Origin of the sequence: Actinosynnema sp. NPDC059797 (genome assembly GCF_042732085.1) — a bacterium.
Taxonomy (GTDB): Bacteria; Actinomycetota; Actinomycetes; order Mycobacteriales; family Pseudonocardiaceae; genus Actinosynnema.
In genome coordinates, this window is record NZ_JBHWIE010000176.1 from 1 (window position 1) to 15,381 (window position 15,381).

Below are 15,381 nucleotides of genomic sequence, written 5' to 3' on the forward strand. Positions count from 1 at the left end.
TGGGGTTTTTCCCCTAAACCCCGCACCCCGCCGTGGACCCCCCACCGGCCGCCGGTTCCACCGGCGGCGGGGGGCCCCCCGGGCTCCGGGGGGGCCCCCCCGTCGACTCCGCGACCGCCGCGCGCCCTCGGCCCCGGACCGGCTCAGGACCCCTCGACCGACACGGCCCCGCGCGCCGCCGGCACCTCGGCCTCGACGCCCGGCTGCCGCAGCAACCCGCGCCGCGCCAGGATCGGCCGCACGCCCTCGCCGAACCAGAACGCCTCCTCCAGGTGCGGGTAGCCGGACAGGACGAACTCCTCCACGCCCAGCGCGTGGTACTCCTCGACCAGGTCCGCCACCTCCTCGTGGCTGCCGACCAGCGCCGTGCCCGCGCCGCCGCGCACGAGGCCGATGCCGGCCCACAGGCCGGGGTGCACCTCCAGCCCCCGCACGCCCTTCGACAGGTCACCGCCGTGCAGGGCGACCATGCGCTGCTGGCCCACCGACTGCGACGCCCGCAGCTGCTCCTGCGCCCGCGCCACCTGGACCGGGTCGAGCGCTTCCAGCAGCTTCTCCGCCTCCCGCCACGCCTCGGCCGAGGTGTCGCGGCTGATGGTGTGCAGCCGGACGCCGAAGCGGATCGGGCGGTCGCCCGCCAGCTCCCGCACCCGGCCGATCTTCTCGGCCACCTGCGCCGGGGGTTCGCCCCACGTCAGGTAGACGTCCGCGCGCCTGGCCGCGACCGGCAGCGCCGCGTCCGACGAGCCGCCGAAGTAGATCGGCGGCACCGGGTCCGGCGCGCCCAGCAGGGTGGCGCCCTCCACCCGGTAGTGCTCCCCGGCGAAGTCGACCGGCCTGCCGGACCACACGGCGCGCACGACGTGCAGGAACTCGTCGGTCCGCGCGTACCGCCGGTCGTGGTCGAGCCAGTCGCCGAACCGGCGCTGCTCGACCTCGTCGCCGCCGGTCACCACGTTGAGCAGCAGCCTGCCCCGCGAGATCCGCTGGTAGGTGGCCGCCATCTGGGCGGCCAGGGTCGGCGAGACCACCCCGGGCCGGAACGCGACGAGGAACTTCAGCGTCGTGGTCCGGGCGATCAGCGCCGCCGTGGTCAGCCAGGCGTCCTCGCACCACGTGCCGGTCGGCGTGAGCACGCCCTCGAAGCCGTTGCGCTCGGCGGCCTGCGCGATCTGCGCCAGGTAGTCGATGTCGGGGTCCCGGGCGGCGGCGGCGCCGAGCGAGCGGTTGGCGTGGAAGCGCTCCACGACCGTCCGGCCGTCGCCGGAGGTGGGCAGGAACCAGTGCAGCACGACGCTCATGACAGCTCCCCCTGGAAGCGGGTGTCGACGAAGTCCTCGAACTCGACCTTGCCGGGCAGCGCGCCGTCCGCGGTGAACGCGTCGGCCAGCTCCTGCTCGGAGGCGATCACGGTGTCGTCGAGCGGCACCGGCAGGTCGCCGCCGCGCTCGACGGCCTTGCGCGCCACCTCGACCTTCAGCCCGGTCTCGGCGGCCCACGTCGCGGCCCACTCCTCGCGGTGCTCGTCGGCCCACCGCTGGGCGCGCGCGTACCGCTTGACCAGCTCCCTGATCGCGGCTTCCTTGCCCGGGTCGGCCAGCGCGGCGCGCCCGGCCACCTGGAAGGTGTAGCCGTTGGACTTGCCGCGACCGTCGGTGAGCACCCGCGCGTTCGCCTCCAGCTGCGCCTGGGCGGTGTAGGGGTCCCACACGGCCCACGCGTCGACGCGCTTCTGGGTGAACGCCGAGTAGGCGTCGGACGGCTGGAGGAAGTTCAGCGTCACGTCCTTCGTGGTCAGGCCCTCGGTCGCGAGGGTCAGCAGGACCTGGCCGTGCGCGGAGCTGCCCTTGGCCACCGCGATGCTCTTGCCCCTGAGGTCCTCCACGGACTTCAGCGGCGAGTCGGCGGGCACGAGGAGCGCGTCGCCCTCCACGCTCCCCTGAGCCGAGTAGACGGCGGCGATCTTGGCGTTGGCCGCGGCGGCGAAGATCGGCGGCGTGTTGCCGACCGCGCCGATGTCGATCGCGCCCGCGGACGCGGCCTCCAGCAGCGGCGGCCCGGACGTGAACGTCGACCACTCGATCTCGTGCGGGAAGTCGTCGAGCAGCCCGGCGGCGGTGAGCAGCGCCTTCGCGCCGCCCTTCTGGTCGCCCACCCTGAGCACGACCGCGCCGCCCGACGACTCGTCGGAACCGCCGCACCCGGTCAGCACCAGGACGGCGGCGGTCAGGGCGCTAAGCAGCTTCCGCATCGTTGACCCCCAGGTCGGAGAGGATTTCCAGGCGCTGGTCCGCGAAGGACGCGCGGCGCCGCGGTCGCGGCAGGTCGACGCGGTGCTCGGCCACGATCCGGCCCCGGTCGAGCACGACGACGCGGTCGGCCAGCAGCAGGGCCTCGTCCACGTCGTGCGTCACGAACAGCACCGCGGGCCGGTGCTCGCGCCACAGCTGCTCCACCAGCCGGTGCATCGCCGAGCGGGTCAGCGCGTCCAGCGCGCCGAACGGCTCGTCGAGCAGCAGCAGCTCGGGTTCGCGCACCAGCGCCCGCGCCAGCGACACGCGCTGCGCCTCGCCGCCGGACAGGGTCAGCGGCCACGCGTCGGCGTGGTCGGCCAGCCGCACCTCGGCCAGCGCCTTCTCCGCCACCGCCCGCTGCCAACCCTTCCCGCGGCCGGCGTCCCGCAGCCCCAGCGAGATGTTGCGCCACACCTTCCGCCACGGCAGCAGCCTCGGCTGCTGGAACGCGACGGACACCTTGTCGGGCACCGAGAACGCGCCGCCGACGTCCGGGTCCAGCCCGGCCAGGACGCGCAGCAGCGTGGACTTCCCGCAGCCGCTGCGCCCGAGCAGCGCCACGAACTCGCCGGGCGCGACCTCCAGGTCCAGGCCGTCGAGCACGCGCCGCGGCCCGAACTCCTTGACCAGGCCCCGGATGCTCACCGCGCCCGCCACCGCAGCACCTTCCTCTCCAGCGCGCGCACCAGCGCGTCCGTGGTCAGCCCGAGCAGCGCGTAGACCACCAGGCCCACCACGACGACGTCGGTGCGCAGGAACTCGCGGGCGTTGTTGATCAGGTAGCCGATGCCAGCGTCGGCGTTGACCTGCTCGCCGACGATCAGCGACAGCCACGCCGTGCCCAGCGCGATCCGCAGGCCCACCAGCGTCTGCGGCACGGCGGACGGCAGCACGACGTGCACCACCCGCTCGAACCGGGTGTAGCCGAGCACGCGGGCGGCGTCGAGCAGCGCCTGGTCGGTCTGCCGGATGCCCGCGTGCAGGTTCAGGTACAGCGGGAACGCTACGCCCGCCGCGACCAGCGCCAGCTTCGGCTCCTCGCCGATGCCGAACCACACGATGAACAGCGGGATCAGGCCGAGGTGCGGCAGCGTACGCAGCATCTGCACGGGCGGGTCGAGCAGCCGCTCGCCCCACCGGGACAGGCCGGACACCAGGCCCAGCACCGAGCCGATGACCCCGCCGATGAGGAACCCGACCGCGACCCGGCCGAGGGAGACCAGGAACGCGTCCACCAGCTGACCGTCGAGGATCAACTCGTAGGCGGACCGGAAGACCGTCAGCGGCGAGGCGAGCTTGTCCTCCGGCAGCACGCCGGTGCTGCCGGCCACCTGCCACAGCACGACCAGCCCGATCGGGCTGAGCCAGCGGCGGAGGTCGGGCAGCTTCCTCTTCTTCGTGACGGGTGCCCGCGCGGTTTCGGATATCTCTGGGCGCGCGACGACACCCGCGGTGGAAATCGACACGATTTCTCCCAGCGGACCGGAAACACGGACTATCGGCGCTGATCAGCGGGTCCGAGTTTTCGTCGGTGGGAGAGAGAAGTCAACGCGTCCCGAATTGTGAAAGTGCCTCCGACCCCCATTTGATAGGGGTCGGAGGCACTTGTCGGGGAAAGCTCAGCCCAACATGTCGTGGCGCACGATCGTCTGGTCGCGACCGGGGCCGACGCCGATGGCCGACATCCGGGCGCCGGAGATCTCCTCCAGGTGCTCGACGTAGGCGCGGGCGTTGGCGGGCAGCTCCTCGAACGTGCGGCAGTGGCTGATGTCCTCGAACCAGCCCGGCAGCTCCTCGTACACCGGCACGGCGTGGTGCACGTCGGTCTGCGTCATCGGCATCTCGTCGACCCGCGTGCCGTCGATCGTGTAGCCCACGCACACCGGCACCTTCTCCAGGCCGGACAGCACGTCCAGCTTGGTGAGGAAGTAGTCGGTGATGCCGTTGACGCGCGCCGCGTAGCGGGCGATCACCGCGTCGAACCAGCCGGTGCGCCGCGAGCGGCCCGTGGTGACGCCGAACTCGCCGCCGGTCTTGCGCAGGTGCTCGCCCATGTCGTCGTTCAGCTCGGTCGGGAACGGCCCGGAGCCCACGCGCGTGGTGTAGGCCTTGAGGATGCCGATGACCGTGGTGATCTTCGTCGGCCCGATGCCCGAGCCCGCCGACGCGCCGCCCGAGGTCGGGTTGGACGAGGTCACGAACGGGTAGGTGCCGTGGTCCACGTCGAGCAGCGTGCCCTGCGAGCCCTCCAGCAGCACGGTCTCGCCGCGTTCCAGCGCCTGGTTGAGCAGCAGCCGGGTGTCGGCGATCCGGTCGGCGAACTTCGAGCCGTGCTCCAGCACGCTGTCCACGACCTGGTCGGGGTCGAGCGCCTTGCGGTTGTAGACCTTGACCAGCACCTGGTTCTTGAAGTCCAGCGCGGCCTCGACCTTCTGCCGCAGGATCTTCTCGTCGAGCAGGTCCTGGGCGCGGACGCCGACGCGGGCGATCTTGTCCTGGTAGCAGGGCCCGATGCCGCGGCCGGTGGTGCCGATCTTCGCCTTGCCCAGGTAGCGCTCGGTGACCTTATCGATGGCCACGTGGTAGGGCATGATCAGGTGCGCGTCGGCGGAGATGATCAGCCGGCTGGTGTCCACGCCCTGCGCGTCCAGCCCAGCCACCTCCTCGAGCAGCACGCCCGGGTCGACCACGACGCCGTTGCCGATGACGCTGGTCACGCCCGGCGTGAGGATGCCGGACGGGATGAGGTGCAGGGCGAACTTCTGCCCGTCGGGCAGCACCACGGTGTGACCGGCGTTGTTGCCACCCTGGTAGCGGACGACCCACTGGACGCGGTCACCGAGCAGGTCGGTCGCCTTGCCCTTGCCCTCATCGCCCCACTGGGCGCCGATCAGCACTACGGCCGGCATGTGAAACTCCAAGGTCGAACGGACGGTGTTGGCAAGAGCGAATGCCGGTGGTCGAGCGTAGCCCAGGAGATGAAGGTGCGCGGAATCGTGTTGGCCTGCGGAAACCCGCAGTCGCCAGTGGTGACCGACGGTGACCGGTTCGAGGTTCGCCAGGTCGGGGCGAGGCCCGGCAAGGACGAGGTGGACCCGGTGCTCGCCGACCTGGGTGACGGACGTCTCGTCGTGCACGGCACGGACGCCGACCTCAACGCCGTGGCGCTGCGGCTGCTGCGCACCGAGCAGCTCGCCGACGTGCCCGTGGGCTACGTGCCGGTGGACCGGGACTCGGCGGTGGCCGAGCTGTGGGGCCTGCCGACCGACCCGGGCCGCGCGCTCGACCTCGCCCTGTCGGGCGATCCCGACCGGGTGTCGCTGGTGCGCAACGACGTGGGCGGCGTGCTCGTCGGCCGGGGTTCGCTGGGCCCGGTGCGCGGCGTCGGCTACGGCGACGACACGGTGGTGCTGCGCGGGCAGGCGAGCCGGATCGAGGTGACCCCGGACCCGGGCAGCGGGCCCGGCCTGCTCGTGCACGTGATCACCAAGAGGCTGCTCGGGCGGCGCGTGACCACGACGCCGGCCCGCGCGTTCCAGCTGGGCTGCCTGCCGGTGGAGGTGACCTCGGACGGCGTGCCGCACCCGCGCCCGATGGGCAAGTGGACCTGGTACCGCCACACGGAGGACCTGCGACTGGTCCGCGGGGTGCGGTGACGGAGGAATTTCCCCCTCGGACACAGGAGTGTCACCTGGAAGCGTTGTGGCGGAAGGAGAATCGCACCAGGGTGGGTTCCGACAGCTTCCAACTAGGAAGGTCGGAATTATGTCAACGGTTAACAAGGCCGCGCGATTCTCGACTGCCTCCCTGCTCCTGGCTGGTGCGCTGACCCTGAGCCTGGCCACCCCCGCCCTGGCGACCCCGCCGGGCATCCCGAGCGCGAGCACCGCCCAGGCGGAGCTGAACGCGCTCACCGTGGCCTCCGAGGGGTCCACCTCCGGGTACTCCCGGGACAAGTTCCCGCACTGGAGCACCGTCTCGGGCGCCTGCAACACCCGGGAGCAGGTGCTCAAGCGCGACGGCACGAACGTGGTCACCGACTCCTCCTGCGCCGCCACGTCCGGCCGCTGGTACAGCCCGTACGACGGCGCGACCTGGAGCGCCGCGTCCGACGTGGACATCGACCACGTCGTGCCGCTGGCCGAGGCGTGGCGCTCGGGCGCGTCGGGCTGGACCACGGCTCGGCGCGAGCAGTTCGCCAACGACCTGGCCGGGCCGCAGCTGATCGCGGTCACCGACAACGTCAACCAGGCCAAGGGCGACCAGGACCCCGCCCTGTGGAAGCCGCCGGCCACCTCCTACTGGTGCACCTACGCCAAGATGTGGACGCGGACCAAGTACCGCTGGGGTTTGACGGTGAACTCCGCGGAGAAGTCCGCACTCCAGAGCATGCTCGGAAGGTGCTGATGACCGATGGCTGACCGCTCTTCCCCCTTCGTGGCCGGACCAGGCGGCGTGATGACCGACGAGGTCGGCGTGGTGACCGGCGACCTGGAGCTGCGCACCACCCTGGAGGACGGGGTGCTGCGCGCCCTGGTGCGCTACGAGGGCGCGGAGGAGTGGTACGCCGTCACCGGCGCCTCGTGCCGGCTGGCCGACCCGCGCGACCAGGACGCCGTGCACGAGGTGCTGCTCGGCGTGCTCAACCGGCCGGAGGGCTGACGTCGCCGTTGCCGCCCCCGCGGGTCAGGGGCGGCAACGACTCCGCCGCCTCGGCCCGCGACAGGCCGGTGGCCTGGAGCAGGTCCACGGCCACCGACCGCACCTGCGCCAGCACCACCCGGGTCGAGAAGCCCTCGCCGCCGAGCTGCTGCGTGGTCGCCCGCGCCGCCTCGCACACCGCGGTCCGCGCCCGCTTCGGCTCCTCGCCGCGCCCCAGCTCGGTGCGCAGCAGGTCCACCGCCGCCGCGTACTCCCGCAGCACGCCGGGCAGCACCTCCGGCGCCTGCTCGCCGTCGCGCAGGGCCGCCAGCGCCCGCCGGGCCAGCACGCGCGTGTTGCGCAGCGCGTAGTCCAGCGGCGCGGCGGCCGTCTCGTAGCGGCCCAGGTCGTGCCTGCTGCGCCAGCGGATCGGCGCGATGGCGGCGATCTCGCCGCCGGTCTTGAGCGCCGACCTGAACTCGTTCACCGCCTCCTGGCTGTCCCGCAGCCGCGCCAGCACGCCGGCCGCCTGCGAGGCGTCCCGCTCGGCCACGGCCGTGGCCACGCCGCGCAGCGCGGCGGTCAGCTCGCCGAACACCACCTTCGCCTGCCGGTGCGCCACGGTCAGCGGGTTCGCGGGCAGCAGCGCCGTCACCGCCAGCCCGACCAGGCCGCCGACCAGCGCGTCGACCATGCGGTCCAGCCCGCCGCCCGCGCTGGGCGGCAGCAGGGTCGCCACCAGCACCGCCGACGACCCGGCCTGGAGGGCGATCACCGCGCCGCCGTCCAGCAGCACCGCCGAGGACATCGCCAGCGCCACCACCAGCGCGATCTGCCACGGCCCCGAGCCGATGAGGGAGATCAGCACGTCGCCGACGCCGATGCCGACCGCGACGCCGACGACCAGCTCCACCACCCGCCGCAGCCGCTGCCCGAGCGACACGCCCAGGCAGACGACCGCGGCGATGGGCGCGAAGAACGGGTGCGCGTGCCCGACCACCTCGGTGGCGACCAGCCACGACAGCCCGGCGGCGAGCGCGGCCTGCGCGATCGGCAGGGCCGTGCTCCGCCACCGCTGGAGCCTGCGCGCCACCTCGGCGCGCACCTCGACCACGCGCGTCAGCTCAGGCCGAGCGCGGCGGGCGCGGCGGGGTCGCTGTCGGCGAGGAACTGCCGGCAGCGCTCGTGCTCCTCGCTCTCGCCGATCTCGTCGGCGGCACGGGCCAGCGCGGCCAGCGCGCGCAGGAAGCCCTGGTTGGGGCGGTGCGACCACGGCACCGGGCCGTGCCCGCGCCAGCCCGAGCGGCGCAGCTGGTCCAGCCCGCGGTGGTAGCCGGTGCGCGCGTAGGCGTAGGCCGCGACCGGGTCGCCCGCCTGGAGCGCCCGCTCCGCGAGCAGCGCCCACGCCTCGCTGAAGTCGGGGTAGGCGCGCACGATCTTGGCGGGGTCGGTGCCCGCCTCGGCCGCGGCTTGAGCCTCGGGCCGGTCGGGCAGCAGCGTGGGTTCGGGACCACCGAGCAGGTTCTCCATGCGGTCAGGATAGGAAGACCGACGCGGCGGCAGCGACCAGTGCCAGCACCATCGCCGACGCGACGACGCCGGCCACGACCTTCTTGCCCATCTGATCCACTCCCGGGTGCTCTCGGCGGACTCTCGGCTCCCGCACCCTGCCCCCTTCGGGCACTCGGAGCAACGCCCGTCACCCGGTGGAGCAGGAACTGTGCGAAATCCCCTGCTCACCGATCGTCCCCCTAAGGGGCGGCGGCGGAAAACCGGGGGATACCACCCTTCCGGTGGTCCGGACCGCACCCCATCATGGGCAGGTGAAGACGGCGGTTGTTGACCGGGTCGCGCGCTACCGCGACCTCTACTGGGAACGCGGCGAACCGGGCCGGGACACGCCCGCCGACCTGGCCGCGGCGCTGTACCGGCTGTGGCTGCTCGGCCTGCTGCTCAAGCTGCTCGGCTCGTCGTGGGACGTGGCCTGGCACTTCAAGTGGCTGCGGGACGAGCTGGCGCCGCCACACATGATCAACACGCTGGGCACGCTGCTCGTGGTCGGGCTCACGCTCTTCCACACCTACACCGGCTACGGGGCGGACAAGAGGGCCCTGCGCCTGATGCAGTGGGGCACCGGCGTGTTCCTGGTGGCGCTGCCGATCGACCTGATCAACCACCGGGTCAACGGCCTGGACATCACGTCGTGGAGCGGCTCGCACGCCCTGCTCTACCTGGGCACGGCGATCATGCTCGCGGGCGCCATCAGGGGCTGGCGGCAGCACTACCCGGCGGACCGCTGGAGGGTCCCGGGCCTGGCCGCGCTGTGGTTCTTCTTCCTGGAGAACGCCTGGTTCCCCAACCAGCACCAGGAGTACGGGGTGCTGGAGATCGCCTCGTGGGACCGCGGCGACCCGTACGCCGAGCCGATCCTGCTCCAGTTCGCCGCGGACCAGATCGGCCGGGCGGTCGACCGCGAGGCCGTGGTGCAGTTCTCGCTGCCCATCGCGGACTGGGTGTACCCCGTGTGGGGCCTGGTGGCGGCCGCCCTGGTGCTCGTCCTGGCCCGCCGCACCCTCGACCGGCGCTGGGCCGCGACCGCCGTGGCCGGCGCCTACGTCGCCTACCGCTGCCTGATCTGGCCGCTGCTCGCGGGCGCGGACTTCCCGCTGTCCGCCGTGCCGCTGTTCCTGCTGCTCATCGGCCTGGCCGTGGACGTCGCCCACCTGGGCCGGGTGCCCGCGCCGCTCGCCGCCGCACTCGGGGCGGCCGCCGTCACCGGCCTCGGCTACGGCGGGATCTGGGCCCAGCAGTCCCTCGACGCGGCGCCGCCGATCTCCTACCCGTCGGCCGTCGCGACGTTCCTGGTGCTGGCCGCGCTGTGGGTGGCGGCCGACCGCGTCACGTCCCGGGCGGCGAAACGGCCCCCGGTCGCGGCCTGACACGCGGAACGGCCCCTCCGGACCTGGTCCGGAGGGGCCGTCGCGGTGAGGACGTCAGCCGGCGATCATGCGGCCGGACGACTTCAGGTGCTCGCACGCCTGGGCGATGCGGGCGGCCATGCCCTGCTCGGCGGCCTTGAGGTAGGACCGCGGGTCGTAGGCCTTCTTGTTGCCGACCTCGCCGTCCACCTTCAGCACGCCGTCGTAGTTCTGGAAGAAGTGACCCACGATCGGACGGGTGAACGCGTACTGCGTGTCCGTGTCGATGTTCATCTTGATGACGCCGTAGGACACGGCCTCGTGGATCTCCTCCAGCAGCGAGCCGGAGCCGCCGTGGAAGACCAGGTCGAACGGCTTCGAGCCGGCGGGCAGGCCCAGCTTCTCGGCCACCACGTCCTGACCCTGCTTGAGGATCTCGGGGCGCAGCTTCACGTTGCCCGGCTTGTAGACGCCGTGCACGTTGCCGAACGTCGCCGCCACCAGGTAGCGGCCCTTCTCGCCGGCGCCCAGCGCCTCCACCGTCTTCAGGTAGTCCTCGGGGGAGGTGTAGAGCTTCTCGTTGATCTCGTGCGCGACGCCGTCCTCCTCGCCGCCCACGACGCCGACCTCGATCTCCAGGATGATCTTCGCCTTGGCGGTGAGGTCGAGCAGCTCCGAGGCGATCTTCAGGTTCTCGTCCAGCGGCACGGCCGAGCCGTCCCACATGTGCGACTGGAACAGCGGGTTCTGACCCCGGTCCACCCGCTCCTGGCTGATCGCGACCAGCGGGCGGACGTAGCCGTCCAGCTTGTCCTTGGGGCAGTGGTCGGTGTGCAGCGCGATGTTCACCGGGTACTTCTCGGCGACCACGTGCGCGAACTCGGCGAGCGCGACCGCGCCGGTCACCATGTCCTTGACCTTGGTGCCGGAGGCGAACTCCGCACCACCGGTCGAGACCTGGATGATCCCGTCGCTCTCTGCCTCCGCGAAGCCGCGCAGCGCCGCGTTGAGGGTCTCGGACGAGGTGACGTTGATCGCGGGGTAGGCGAACTCGTTCGCCTTGGCGCGGTCAAGCATCTCGGCGTAGACCTCGGGGGTTGCGATGGGCATCGGTGGTCCTCCTCGGGTGCCCGGAACGCGGTGTCGGGCAGCATCCTACGGCCACCCCCTGCGGCAGAAGTTGATCACCGGCATAGTGGGGTGCATGGCGACCGCACGGTGGAACGGCGAGGTCATCGCCGAGAGCGACGAAACCCGGATCGTGGAGGGGAACCACTACTTCCCCGCGGGATCCGTTCACGCGGAGTACCTGAGGCCGTCGGAGACGACGACCGTGTGCCCGTGGAAGGGCACGGCGAACTACTACACCCTCCAAGTCGACGGCGCGGAGAACCCCGACGCCGCGTGGTACTACGCGGAACCCAAGGAGGCGGCGGCCGAGATCAAGGGCCACATCGCCTTCTGGCGCGGCGTCGAGGTCTCCGACTAGGACAGGGCGGCCGCGAGCTCCCGGTACGCGGCCCGCGCGTCGGCGGCGCCGACCACCTGCACCGCCACGTGGTCGGCGCCCGCCTCGTGGTGCTCGCGCAGCCGCCGCGTGACACGTTCGAGCGAACCCCAGGCCACCAGGGCGTCCACCAGCCGGTCGCTGCCGCCGCCCGCCAGGTCGTCCTCGGTGAACCCGTGCCGCAGCCAGTTCCGGGTGTAGTTGGGCAGGCCCAGGTAGAACGACAGCGCCTCCCGGCCCAGCTCGCGGGCCCGCGCCGGGTCCTCCTCCAGCACCACGTGCTGCTCGGGCGCCAGCACCACCCCGCGGCCCACGACCTCTCGCGCCTCGGCGGTGTACTCGGGCGTCACCAGGTAGGGGTGGGCGACGCTCGTCCGCGCCGCCGCCAGCCGCAGCACCCGCGGCCCCAGGGCCGCCAGCGCCAGCCGGTCCCGCGGCACGTCCAGCTCGTCCAGGTAGTGGAGCAGCTTCCGGTACGGGCTGTGGTAGACCTCACCCACGGTCTCCCGGTGCCCGGCCCCGATGCCGACCAGGAACCGGTCCGTCCAGGCCAGCTCGCGGTAGCCGTCGTTGACCTCGCCGGCGGGCGTGGTCCACACGTTCAGGATCCCGGTCGCCACCGCGATCTTCCCGGTCGCGTCCAGCAGGTCGCCGACCGTCCCGATCACGGACCCGTCCGGCGAACCGCCGAGCCACAGGGCCCCGTAACCGAGTTCTTCCAGCTCAGCGGCGTCCTCGCCCCGGCCGACCCACTGGTCCGCCCGGCCCCACACGCCGTACCGCCCCAACTCCACAGCCATTTCGCCTCCCGTCGAAGCAACGACGGGGCCGCACGTTTTAGTCCTGCCTGCTCCGATCGGCGGTCGGCGGGCGCCGGAGCTACGTTCGCCGCATGACGAAACTGGGAACCAGCGACCTGGACGTGGCGCCCCTCTGCCTGGGCGGGAACGTCTTCGGCTGGACCGCGGACGAGGAGACCTCGTTCGCGGTGCTCGACGGCTACGCCGAGGCGGGCGGCAACTTCATCGACACCGCCGACGCCTACTCGGCGTGGGCCGAGGGCCACACCGGCGGCGAGTCCGAGACGATCATCGGCCGGTGGCTCGCCCGGCGCGGCAACCGCGACCGGGTGGTCGTCGCCACCAAGGTCGGCTCGCTCCGCGGCCTGGACGACCTCAGGGCGGGCACGATCGAGCGCGCCGCCGAGGACTCGCTGCGCCGCCTGGGCGTCGACCACATCGACCTGTACTACGCCCACAAGGACGACCCGGGCACCGACCAGGCGGAGACCCTGGCCGCGTTCGACGCGCTGGTCCGCAAGGGCAAGGTCCGGCACATCGCCGCGTCCAACTACACCGCCGACCGCCTCACCTCGGCCTTGGAGGTCTCCGCGCGCGAGAACCTCGCCCCGTTCGTCGCCCTCCAGCAGGAATACAACCTCGTCGACCGCTCCTACGAGGGCGAGCTCCGCGACGCCGTCCAGGCCCACGGCCTGTCCACCGCCCCCTACTGGGGCCTGGCCAAGGGCTTCCTGACCGGCAAGTACCGCGAGGGCGTCGAGGTCGACAGCGTCCGCGCCCAGGCCGCCTCCCGGTACCTGGACGAGCGCGGCCTGCGCCTCCTCGAGGCCCTGGACGAGATCTCCGAGGCCCACGGCACGACCCAGGCGGCGGTGGCCCTGGCCTGGCTCGCGGCACAGCCCACGGTGGCCTCCCCGATCGCGAGCGCCCGCACGGAAGACCAGCTCAAAGACCTGCTGCCGGCCCTGACCCTCCGCCTCACCGACCAGGACGTCGCCACCCTGAACTCAATTTAACCGACCAGTAGCTTACTACCGGTAAGTTGCGTTACGGTGACCTCCCCAGTCCTGAGGAGGTCACCGTGGACGTTGCGGGCAAGGTTGTCGTGATCACCGGCGCGGCCAGGGGCATCGGCGCCGAAGTGGCGAGACGCCTGGCGGGCGAAGGCGCCAGGCTGGCCCTGGTCGGCCTGGAAGCCGACCGGCTGCGCGAGGTGGCCGCCGAGTGCGGCGGCAAGGCGTGGGAGGCGGACGTCACCGACCGGGGAGCCCTGGAACGCGCGATCGCCGACGTCGTGGACCACTACGGCGGCATCGACGTCCTGGTGGCGAACGCGGGCATCGCCGCCACCGGTTTCATCCGCTCGATGGACCCGGACGCGTTCGAACGGGTCATCGAGGTCAACCTGCTGGGCGTCTGGCGCACGGTCCGCACGTGCCTGCCGCACCTGGTCGCCAGCCGCGGCTACTGCCTGGTCGTCTCGTCGCTGGCCGCGATCGTGCACATCCCCGGCAACGCCGCCTACTCGGCCGCCAAGGCGGGCTGCGAGGCGTTCGCCAACAGCCTGCGCGCCGAGGTCCGCCACCTGGGCGTGGACGTCGGCACCGCCTACTTCTCCTGGATCGCCACCGACATGGTGAACAGCGCCGACGAGCACCCGGTGTTCGGGCCCCTGCGCAACAGCATGCCCGGCCTGGCGAGCAGGAAGTACCCGGTCTCCGCCGTGGGGAAGGCCGTGGTCAAGGGCATCACCCGGCGCGCGAAGTCGATCCACGTGCCGTCCTGGGTCGGCGGCCTCAAGCTGGTCCGCGCGCTCACCCCGAAGGTCGTCGAGCGGCAGGCGCGCAAACTCGTGCCCGCCGCCGACCGCGAGATGGCCGCCAACGACCTGTCAGGCCTGGTGGGCCCGGGCGGCACCGCCGCGAAGAAGCCTTAAGGGAGCCAGGCGCCCAGCACCGTCTGCCACTCGTGCACGCGCGTCGAGGCGATCACCCCGGCGCGCGTGTACGGGTCGGCGTCCAGCACCTCCCGCAGCGCGTCCTCGTCCTCCACCTCGTAGACCAGCAGCGCGCCCGTCTGGTCCTCCCAGGGCCCCGACACGAGCAGCACCCCGCGCTCGACGAGCCCCGCCAGGTACTCCCGGTGCGCCGGCCGGACCGCCAACCGCCCCTCCTGGTCCTCACCGAACACCCACTCGACCGCGAACCGAGCCACCAACCCACCTCCGTTGTCCAACGCCGCGCCGAAGCTACCCCCCAACCAGGTAACGTCTTCCCCGTGGTCGGTCCGGATCAGAACAGCGGCGGCGTCGCCCGCGTGCAGGACACCCTGACGAACCTGCGCATCCAGGACAGCAAGGCCCCGGCGCCCACAGGCCCGCTGACCCTGGAAGACCTCTACCGCCAGCACCGCATGCGCCTGGTGCGCCTGGCCCTCCTCCTGGTGGACGAACCGGCCACGGCCGAGGACGTGGTCCAGGAAGCCTTCACCGGCCTCTACCGCCACTGGTCCAACCTGCGGGACGCGCAAGCCGCCGTGGGCTACCTGCGAACCGCCGTGGTCAACGGCTCCCGCAGCGTCCTGCGCCGGCGCAAGACAGCACGCGACTACACCCCGCCCCACGTGGCCAACGCCCGTTCGGCGGAAAGCCTCGCCATGCTCACCGCCGAGCACCAGGCCGTCGTGGCCGCCCTCTCCCAGCTCCCCCCGCGCCAACGCGAGGTCCTGGTCCTCCGCTACTACGGCGACCTCTCCGAAGCCGAGATCGCCGAGGCCACGGGCATCTCGAAGGGCACCGTGAAGAGCACCGCCAGCCGAGCCCTGGACGCGCTCCAAAAGATCATGGCCAACCGCTAGCCCACCCCAGGCCCCCTGAACGCAGGACACACCGGCTCTGAACGCATGACACGCGCGCCCCGAACGCATGACACGCGAGCCTTGAACGCATGACACGCGCGCCGAACGTCAAACTCACCCGCCCCGAACGTACGACTCGCGCGCTCTGAACGTACGACTCAACGTGCCCGAACGTACGACTCGCCATGCCCGAACGTACGACTCGCGATGTCTGAGTGGAGGACACGCGGGTGGGTGGTGGTGGGTTAGCGCAGCGTCAAACGGGGAGTCGCGCTCGTCCTCTCCCGTATGGCCTGGGCGCAGCCCTACCGCGCTTGTCAAGGGGTCCGCACGCTTTTCGCGGACCCCTTGACAAGGGTGGTTGC

18 protein-coding genes are annotated in these 15,381 nt (G+C 72.2%); 8 read left to right on the forward strand and 10 right to left on the reverse strand.

The annotated features are described in order from the left end of the window. Positions 1-143 precede the first annotated feature (143 nt). From ACFV4N_RS28720 to ACFV4N_RS28740, 5 genes are all read right to left on the reverse strand, one after another. Entirely contained in the window at positions 144-1,301 is a 1,158-nt protein-coding gene (locus ACFV4N_RS28720; protein WP_499675732.1) for an LLM class flavin-dependent oxidoreductase, read from the reverse strand. Next, positions 1,298-2,251 carry an ABC transporter substrate-binding protein gene (locus tag ACFV4N_RS28725; RefSeq protein WP_499675733.1) on the reverse strand — a complete coding sequence of 318 codons (954 nt, stop codon included), beginning with the start codon at positions 2,249-2,251 and terminating at the stop codon, positions 1,298-1,300. Before ACFV4N_RS28725 ends, ACFV4N_RS28720 begins: the two co-directional genes overlap by 4 nt. After that, entirely contained in the window at positions 2,235-2,951 is a 717-nt protein-coding gene (locus tag ACFV4N_RS28730) for an ABC transporter ATP-binding protein (RefSeq protein ID WP_499675734.1), read from the reverse strand. Before ACFV4N_RS28730 ends, ACFV4N_RS28725 begins: the two co-directional genes overlap by 17 nt. Continuing rightward, positions 2,936-3,760 carry an ABC transporter permease gene (locus ACFV4N_RS28735; protein ID WP_499675735.1) on the reverse strand — a complete coding sequence of 275 codons (825 nt, stop codon included), beginning with the start codon at positions 3,758-3,760 and terminating at the stop codon, positions 2,936-2,938. Before ACFV4N_RS28735 ends, ACFV4N_RS28730 begins: the two co-directional genes overlap by 16 nt. A 153-nt stretch (positions 3,761-3,913) precedes the next feature. Continuing rightward, the gene (locus ACFV4N_RS28740) at positions 3,914-5,203 is read right to left on the reverse strand and encodes an adenylosuccinate synthase (RefSeq protein WP_499675736.1); all 1,290 of its coding nucleotides are present in this window, start codon (positions 5,201-5,203) and stop codon (positions 3,914-3,916) included. 69 nt (positions 5,204-5,272) lie between these two features. Between ACFV4N_RS28740 and ACFV4N_RS28745 the strand changes: the two genes are divergently transcribed. The 3 genes from ACFV4N_RS28745 (at position 5,273) to ACFV4N_RS28755 (ending at position 6,956) form a co-directional block, all read left to right on the forward strand. Then, the gene (locus tag ACFV4N_RS28745) at positions 5,273-5,950 is read left to right on the forward strand and encodes a hypothetical protein (RefSeq protein ID WP_499675737.1); all 678 of its coding nucleotides are present in this window, start codon (positions 5,273-5,275) and stop codon (positions 5,948-5,950) included. Between the two features lie 109 nt (positions 5,951-6,059). After that, on the forward strand, positions 6,060-6,701 hold the full coding sequence (locus ACFV4N_RS28750) for an HNH endonuclease family protein (protein ID WP_499675738.1): 642 nt from the start codon (positions 6,060-6,062) through the stop codon (positions 6,699-6,701). Between the two features lie 6 nt (positions 6,702-6,707). Then, positions 6,708-6,956, forward strand: coding sequence for a hypothetical protein (locus tag ACFV4N_RS28755; RefSeq protein WP_499675739.1), 249 nt, complete (start codon positions 6,708-6,710; stop codon positions 6,954-6,956). Here the strand turns inward: ACFV4N_RS28755 and ACFV4N_RS28760 are convergent. Further along, positions 6,937-8,049 carry an FUSC family protein gene (locus ACFV4N_RS28760; protein ID WP_499675740.1) on the reverse strand — a complete coding sequence of 371 codons (1,113 nt, stop codon included), beginning with the start codon at positions 8,047-8,049 and terminating at the stop codon, positions 6,937-6,939. The two genes, ACFV4N_RS28755 and ACFV4N_RS28760, sit on opposite strands and share 20 nt — an antisense overlap. A 5-nt stretch (positions 8,050-8,054) precedes the next feature. Continuing rightward, positions 8,055-8,465, reverse strand: a complete 411-nt coding sequence (locus tag ACFV4N_RS28765; RefSeq protein WP_499675741.1) for a DUF3151 domain-containing protein — start codon at positions 8,463-8,465, stop codon at positions 8,055-8,057. Between the two features lie 293 nt (positions 8,466-8,758). Here ACFV4N_RS28765 and ACFV4N_RS28770 point away from each other — a divergent pair, with 293 nt between their 5' ends. Beyond that, positions 8,759-9,874 carry a hypothetical protein gene (locus tag ACFV4N_RS28770; protein ID WP_499675742.1) on the forward strand — a complete coding sequence of 372 codons (1,116 nt, stop codon included), beginning with the start codon at positions 8,759-8,761 and terminating at the stop codon, positions 9,872-9,874. A 54-nt stretch (positions 9,875-9,928) separates the two neighbouring features. On the opposite strand, the gene fbaA is transcribed toward ACFV4N_RS28770, so the two are convergent. After that, complete coding sequence (gene fbaA, locus ACFV4N_RS28775) at positions 9,929-10,963, reverse strand: class II fructose-bisphosphate aldolase (protein ID WP_499675743.1); 1,035 nt, start codon at positions 10,961-10,963, stop codon at positions 9,929-9,931. 94 nt (positions 10,964-11,057) lie between these two features. On the opposite strand from fbaA, the gene ACFV4N_RS28780 reads away from it, so the two are divergent. Then, positions 11,058-11,342 carry a DUF427 domain-containing protein gene (locus ACFV4N_RS28780; RefSeq protein WP_499675744.1) on the forward strand — a complete coding sequence of 95 codons (285 nt, stop codon included), beginning with the start codon at positions 11,058-11,060 and terminating at the stop codon, positions 11,340-11,342. On the opposite strand, the gene ACFV4N_RS28785 is transcribed toward ACFV4N_RS28780, so the two are convergent. After that, positions 11,339-12,160, reverse strand: a complete 822-nt coding sequence (locus ACFV4N_RS28785) for an LLM class F420-dependent oxidoreductase (protein ID WP_499675745.1) — start codon at positions 12,158-12,160, stop codon at positions 11,339-11,341. The genes ACFV4N_RS28780 and ACFV4N_RS28785 overlap by 4 nt on opposite strands. A 92-nt stretch (positions 12,161-12,252) precedes the next feature. Here ACFV4N_RS28785 and ACFV4N_RS28790 point away from each other — a divergent pair, with 92 nt between their 5' ends. Continuing rightward, entirely contained in the window at positions 12,253-13,176 is a 924-nt protein-coding gene (locus ACFV4N_RS28790) for an aldo/keto reductase (RefSeq protein WP_499675746.1), read from the forward strand. Between the two features lie 65 nt (positions 13,177-13,241). Beyond that, positions 13,242-14,096 (forward strand): SDR family oxidoreductase, encoded by an 855-nt coding sequence (locus tag ACFV4N_RS28795; protein WP_499675747.1) that lies wholly within the window; start codon positions 13,242-13,244, stop codon positions 14,094-14,096. Here ACFV4N_RS28795 and ACFV4N_RS28800 read toward each other — a convergent pair. After that, positions 14,093-14,374, reverse strand: a complete 282-nt coding sequence (locus ACFV4N_RS28800; RefSeq protein ID WP_499675748.1) for a YciI family protein — start codon at positions 14,372-14,374, stop codon at positions 14,093-14,095. The genes ACFV4N_RS28795 and ACFV4N_RS28800 overlap by 4 nt on opposite strands. A 63-nt stretch (positions 14,375-14,437) precedes the next feature. Here ACFV4N_RS28800 and ACFV4N_RS28805 point away from each other — a divergent pair, with 63 nt between their 5' ends. After that, complete coding sequence (locus tag ACFV4N_RS28805) at positions 14,438-15,016, forward strand: SigE family RNA polymerase sigma factor (protein ID WP_499675749.1); 579 nt, start codon at positions 14,438-14,440, stop codon at positions 15,014-15,016. The last annotated feature ends 365 nt before the right edge of the window (positions 15,017-15,381 follow it).

Excerpts from the sequence above, each read along its gene's own strand:
- ACFV4N_RS28720 (WP_499675732.1), bottom strand. The coding sequence starts at position 1,301 with ATGAGCGTCGTGCTGCACTGGTTCCTGCCCACCTCCGGCGACGGCCGG.
- ACFV4N_RS28725 (WP_499675733.1), bottom strand. The coding sequence starts at position 2,251 with ATGCGGAAGCTGCTTAGCGCCCTGACCGCCGCCGTCCTGGTGCTGACC.
- ACFV4N_RS28740 (WP_499675736.1), bottom strand. The coding sequence starts at position 5,203 with ATGCCGGCCGTAGTGCTGATCGGCGCCCAGTGGGGCGATGAGGGCAAG.
- ACFV4N_RS28745 (WP_499675737.1), top strand. The coding sequence starts at position 5,273 with ATGAAGGTGCGCGGAATCGTGTTGGCCTGCGGAAACCCGCAGTCGCCA.
- ACFV4N_RS28750 (WP_499675738.1), top strand. The coding sequence starts at position 6,060 with ATGTCAACGGTTAACAAGGCCGCGCGATTCTCGACTGCCTCCCTGCTC.
- ACFV4N_RS28755 (WP_499675739.1), top strand. The coding sequence starts at position 6,708 with ATGGCTGACCGCTCTTCCCCCTTCGTGGCCGGACCAGGCGGCGTGATG.
- ACFV4N_RS28765 (WP_499675741.1), bottom strand. The coding sequence starts at position 8,465 with ATGGAGAACCTGCTCGGTGGTCCCGAACCCACGCTGCTGCCCGACCGG.
- fbaA (WP_499675743.1), bottom strand. The coding sequence starts at position 10,963 with ATGCCCATCGCAACCCCCGAGGTCTACGCCGAGATGCTTGACCGCGCC.
- ACFV4N_RS28780 (WP_499675744.1), top strand. The coding sequence starts at position 11,058 with ATGGCGACCGCACGGTGGAACGGCGAGGTCATCGCCGAGAGCGACGAA.
- ACFV4N_RS28785 (WP_499675745.1), bottom strand. The coding sequence starts at position 12,160 with ATGGCTGTGGAGTTGGGGCGGTACGGCGTGTGGGGCCGGGCGGACCAG.
- ACFV4N_RS28790 (WP_499675746.1), top strand. The coding sequence starts at position 12,253 with ATGACGAAACTGGGAACCAGCGACCTGGACGTGGCGCCCCTCTGCCTG.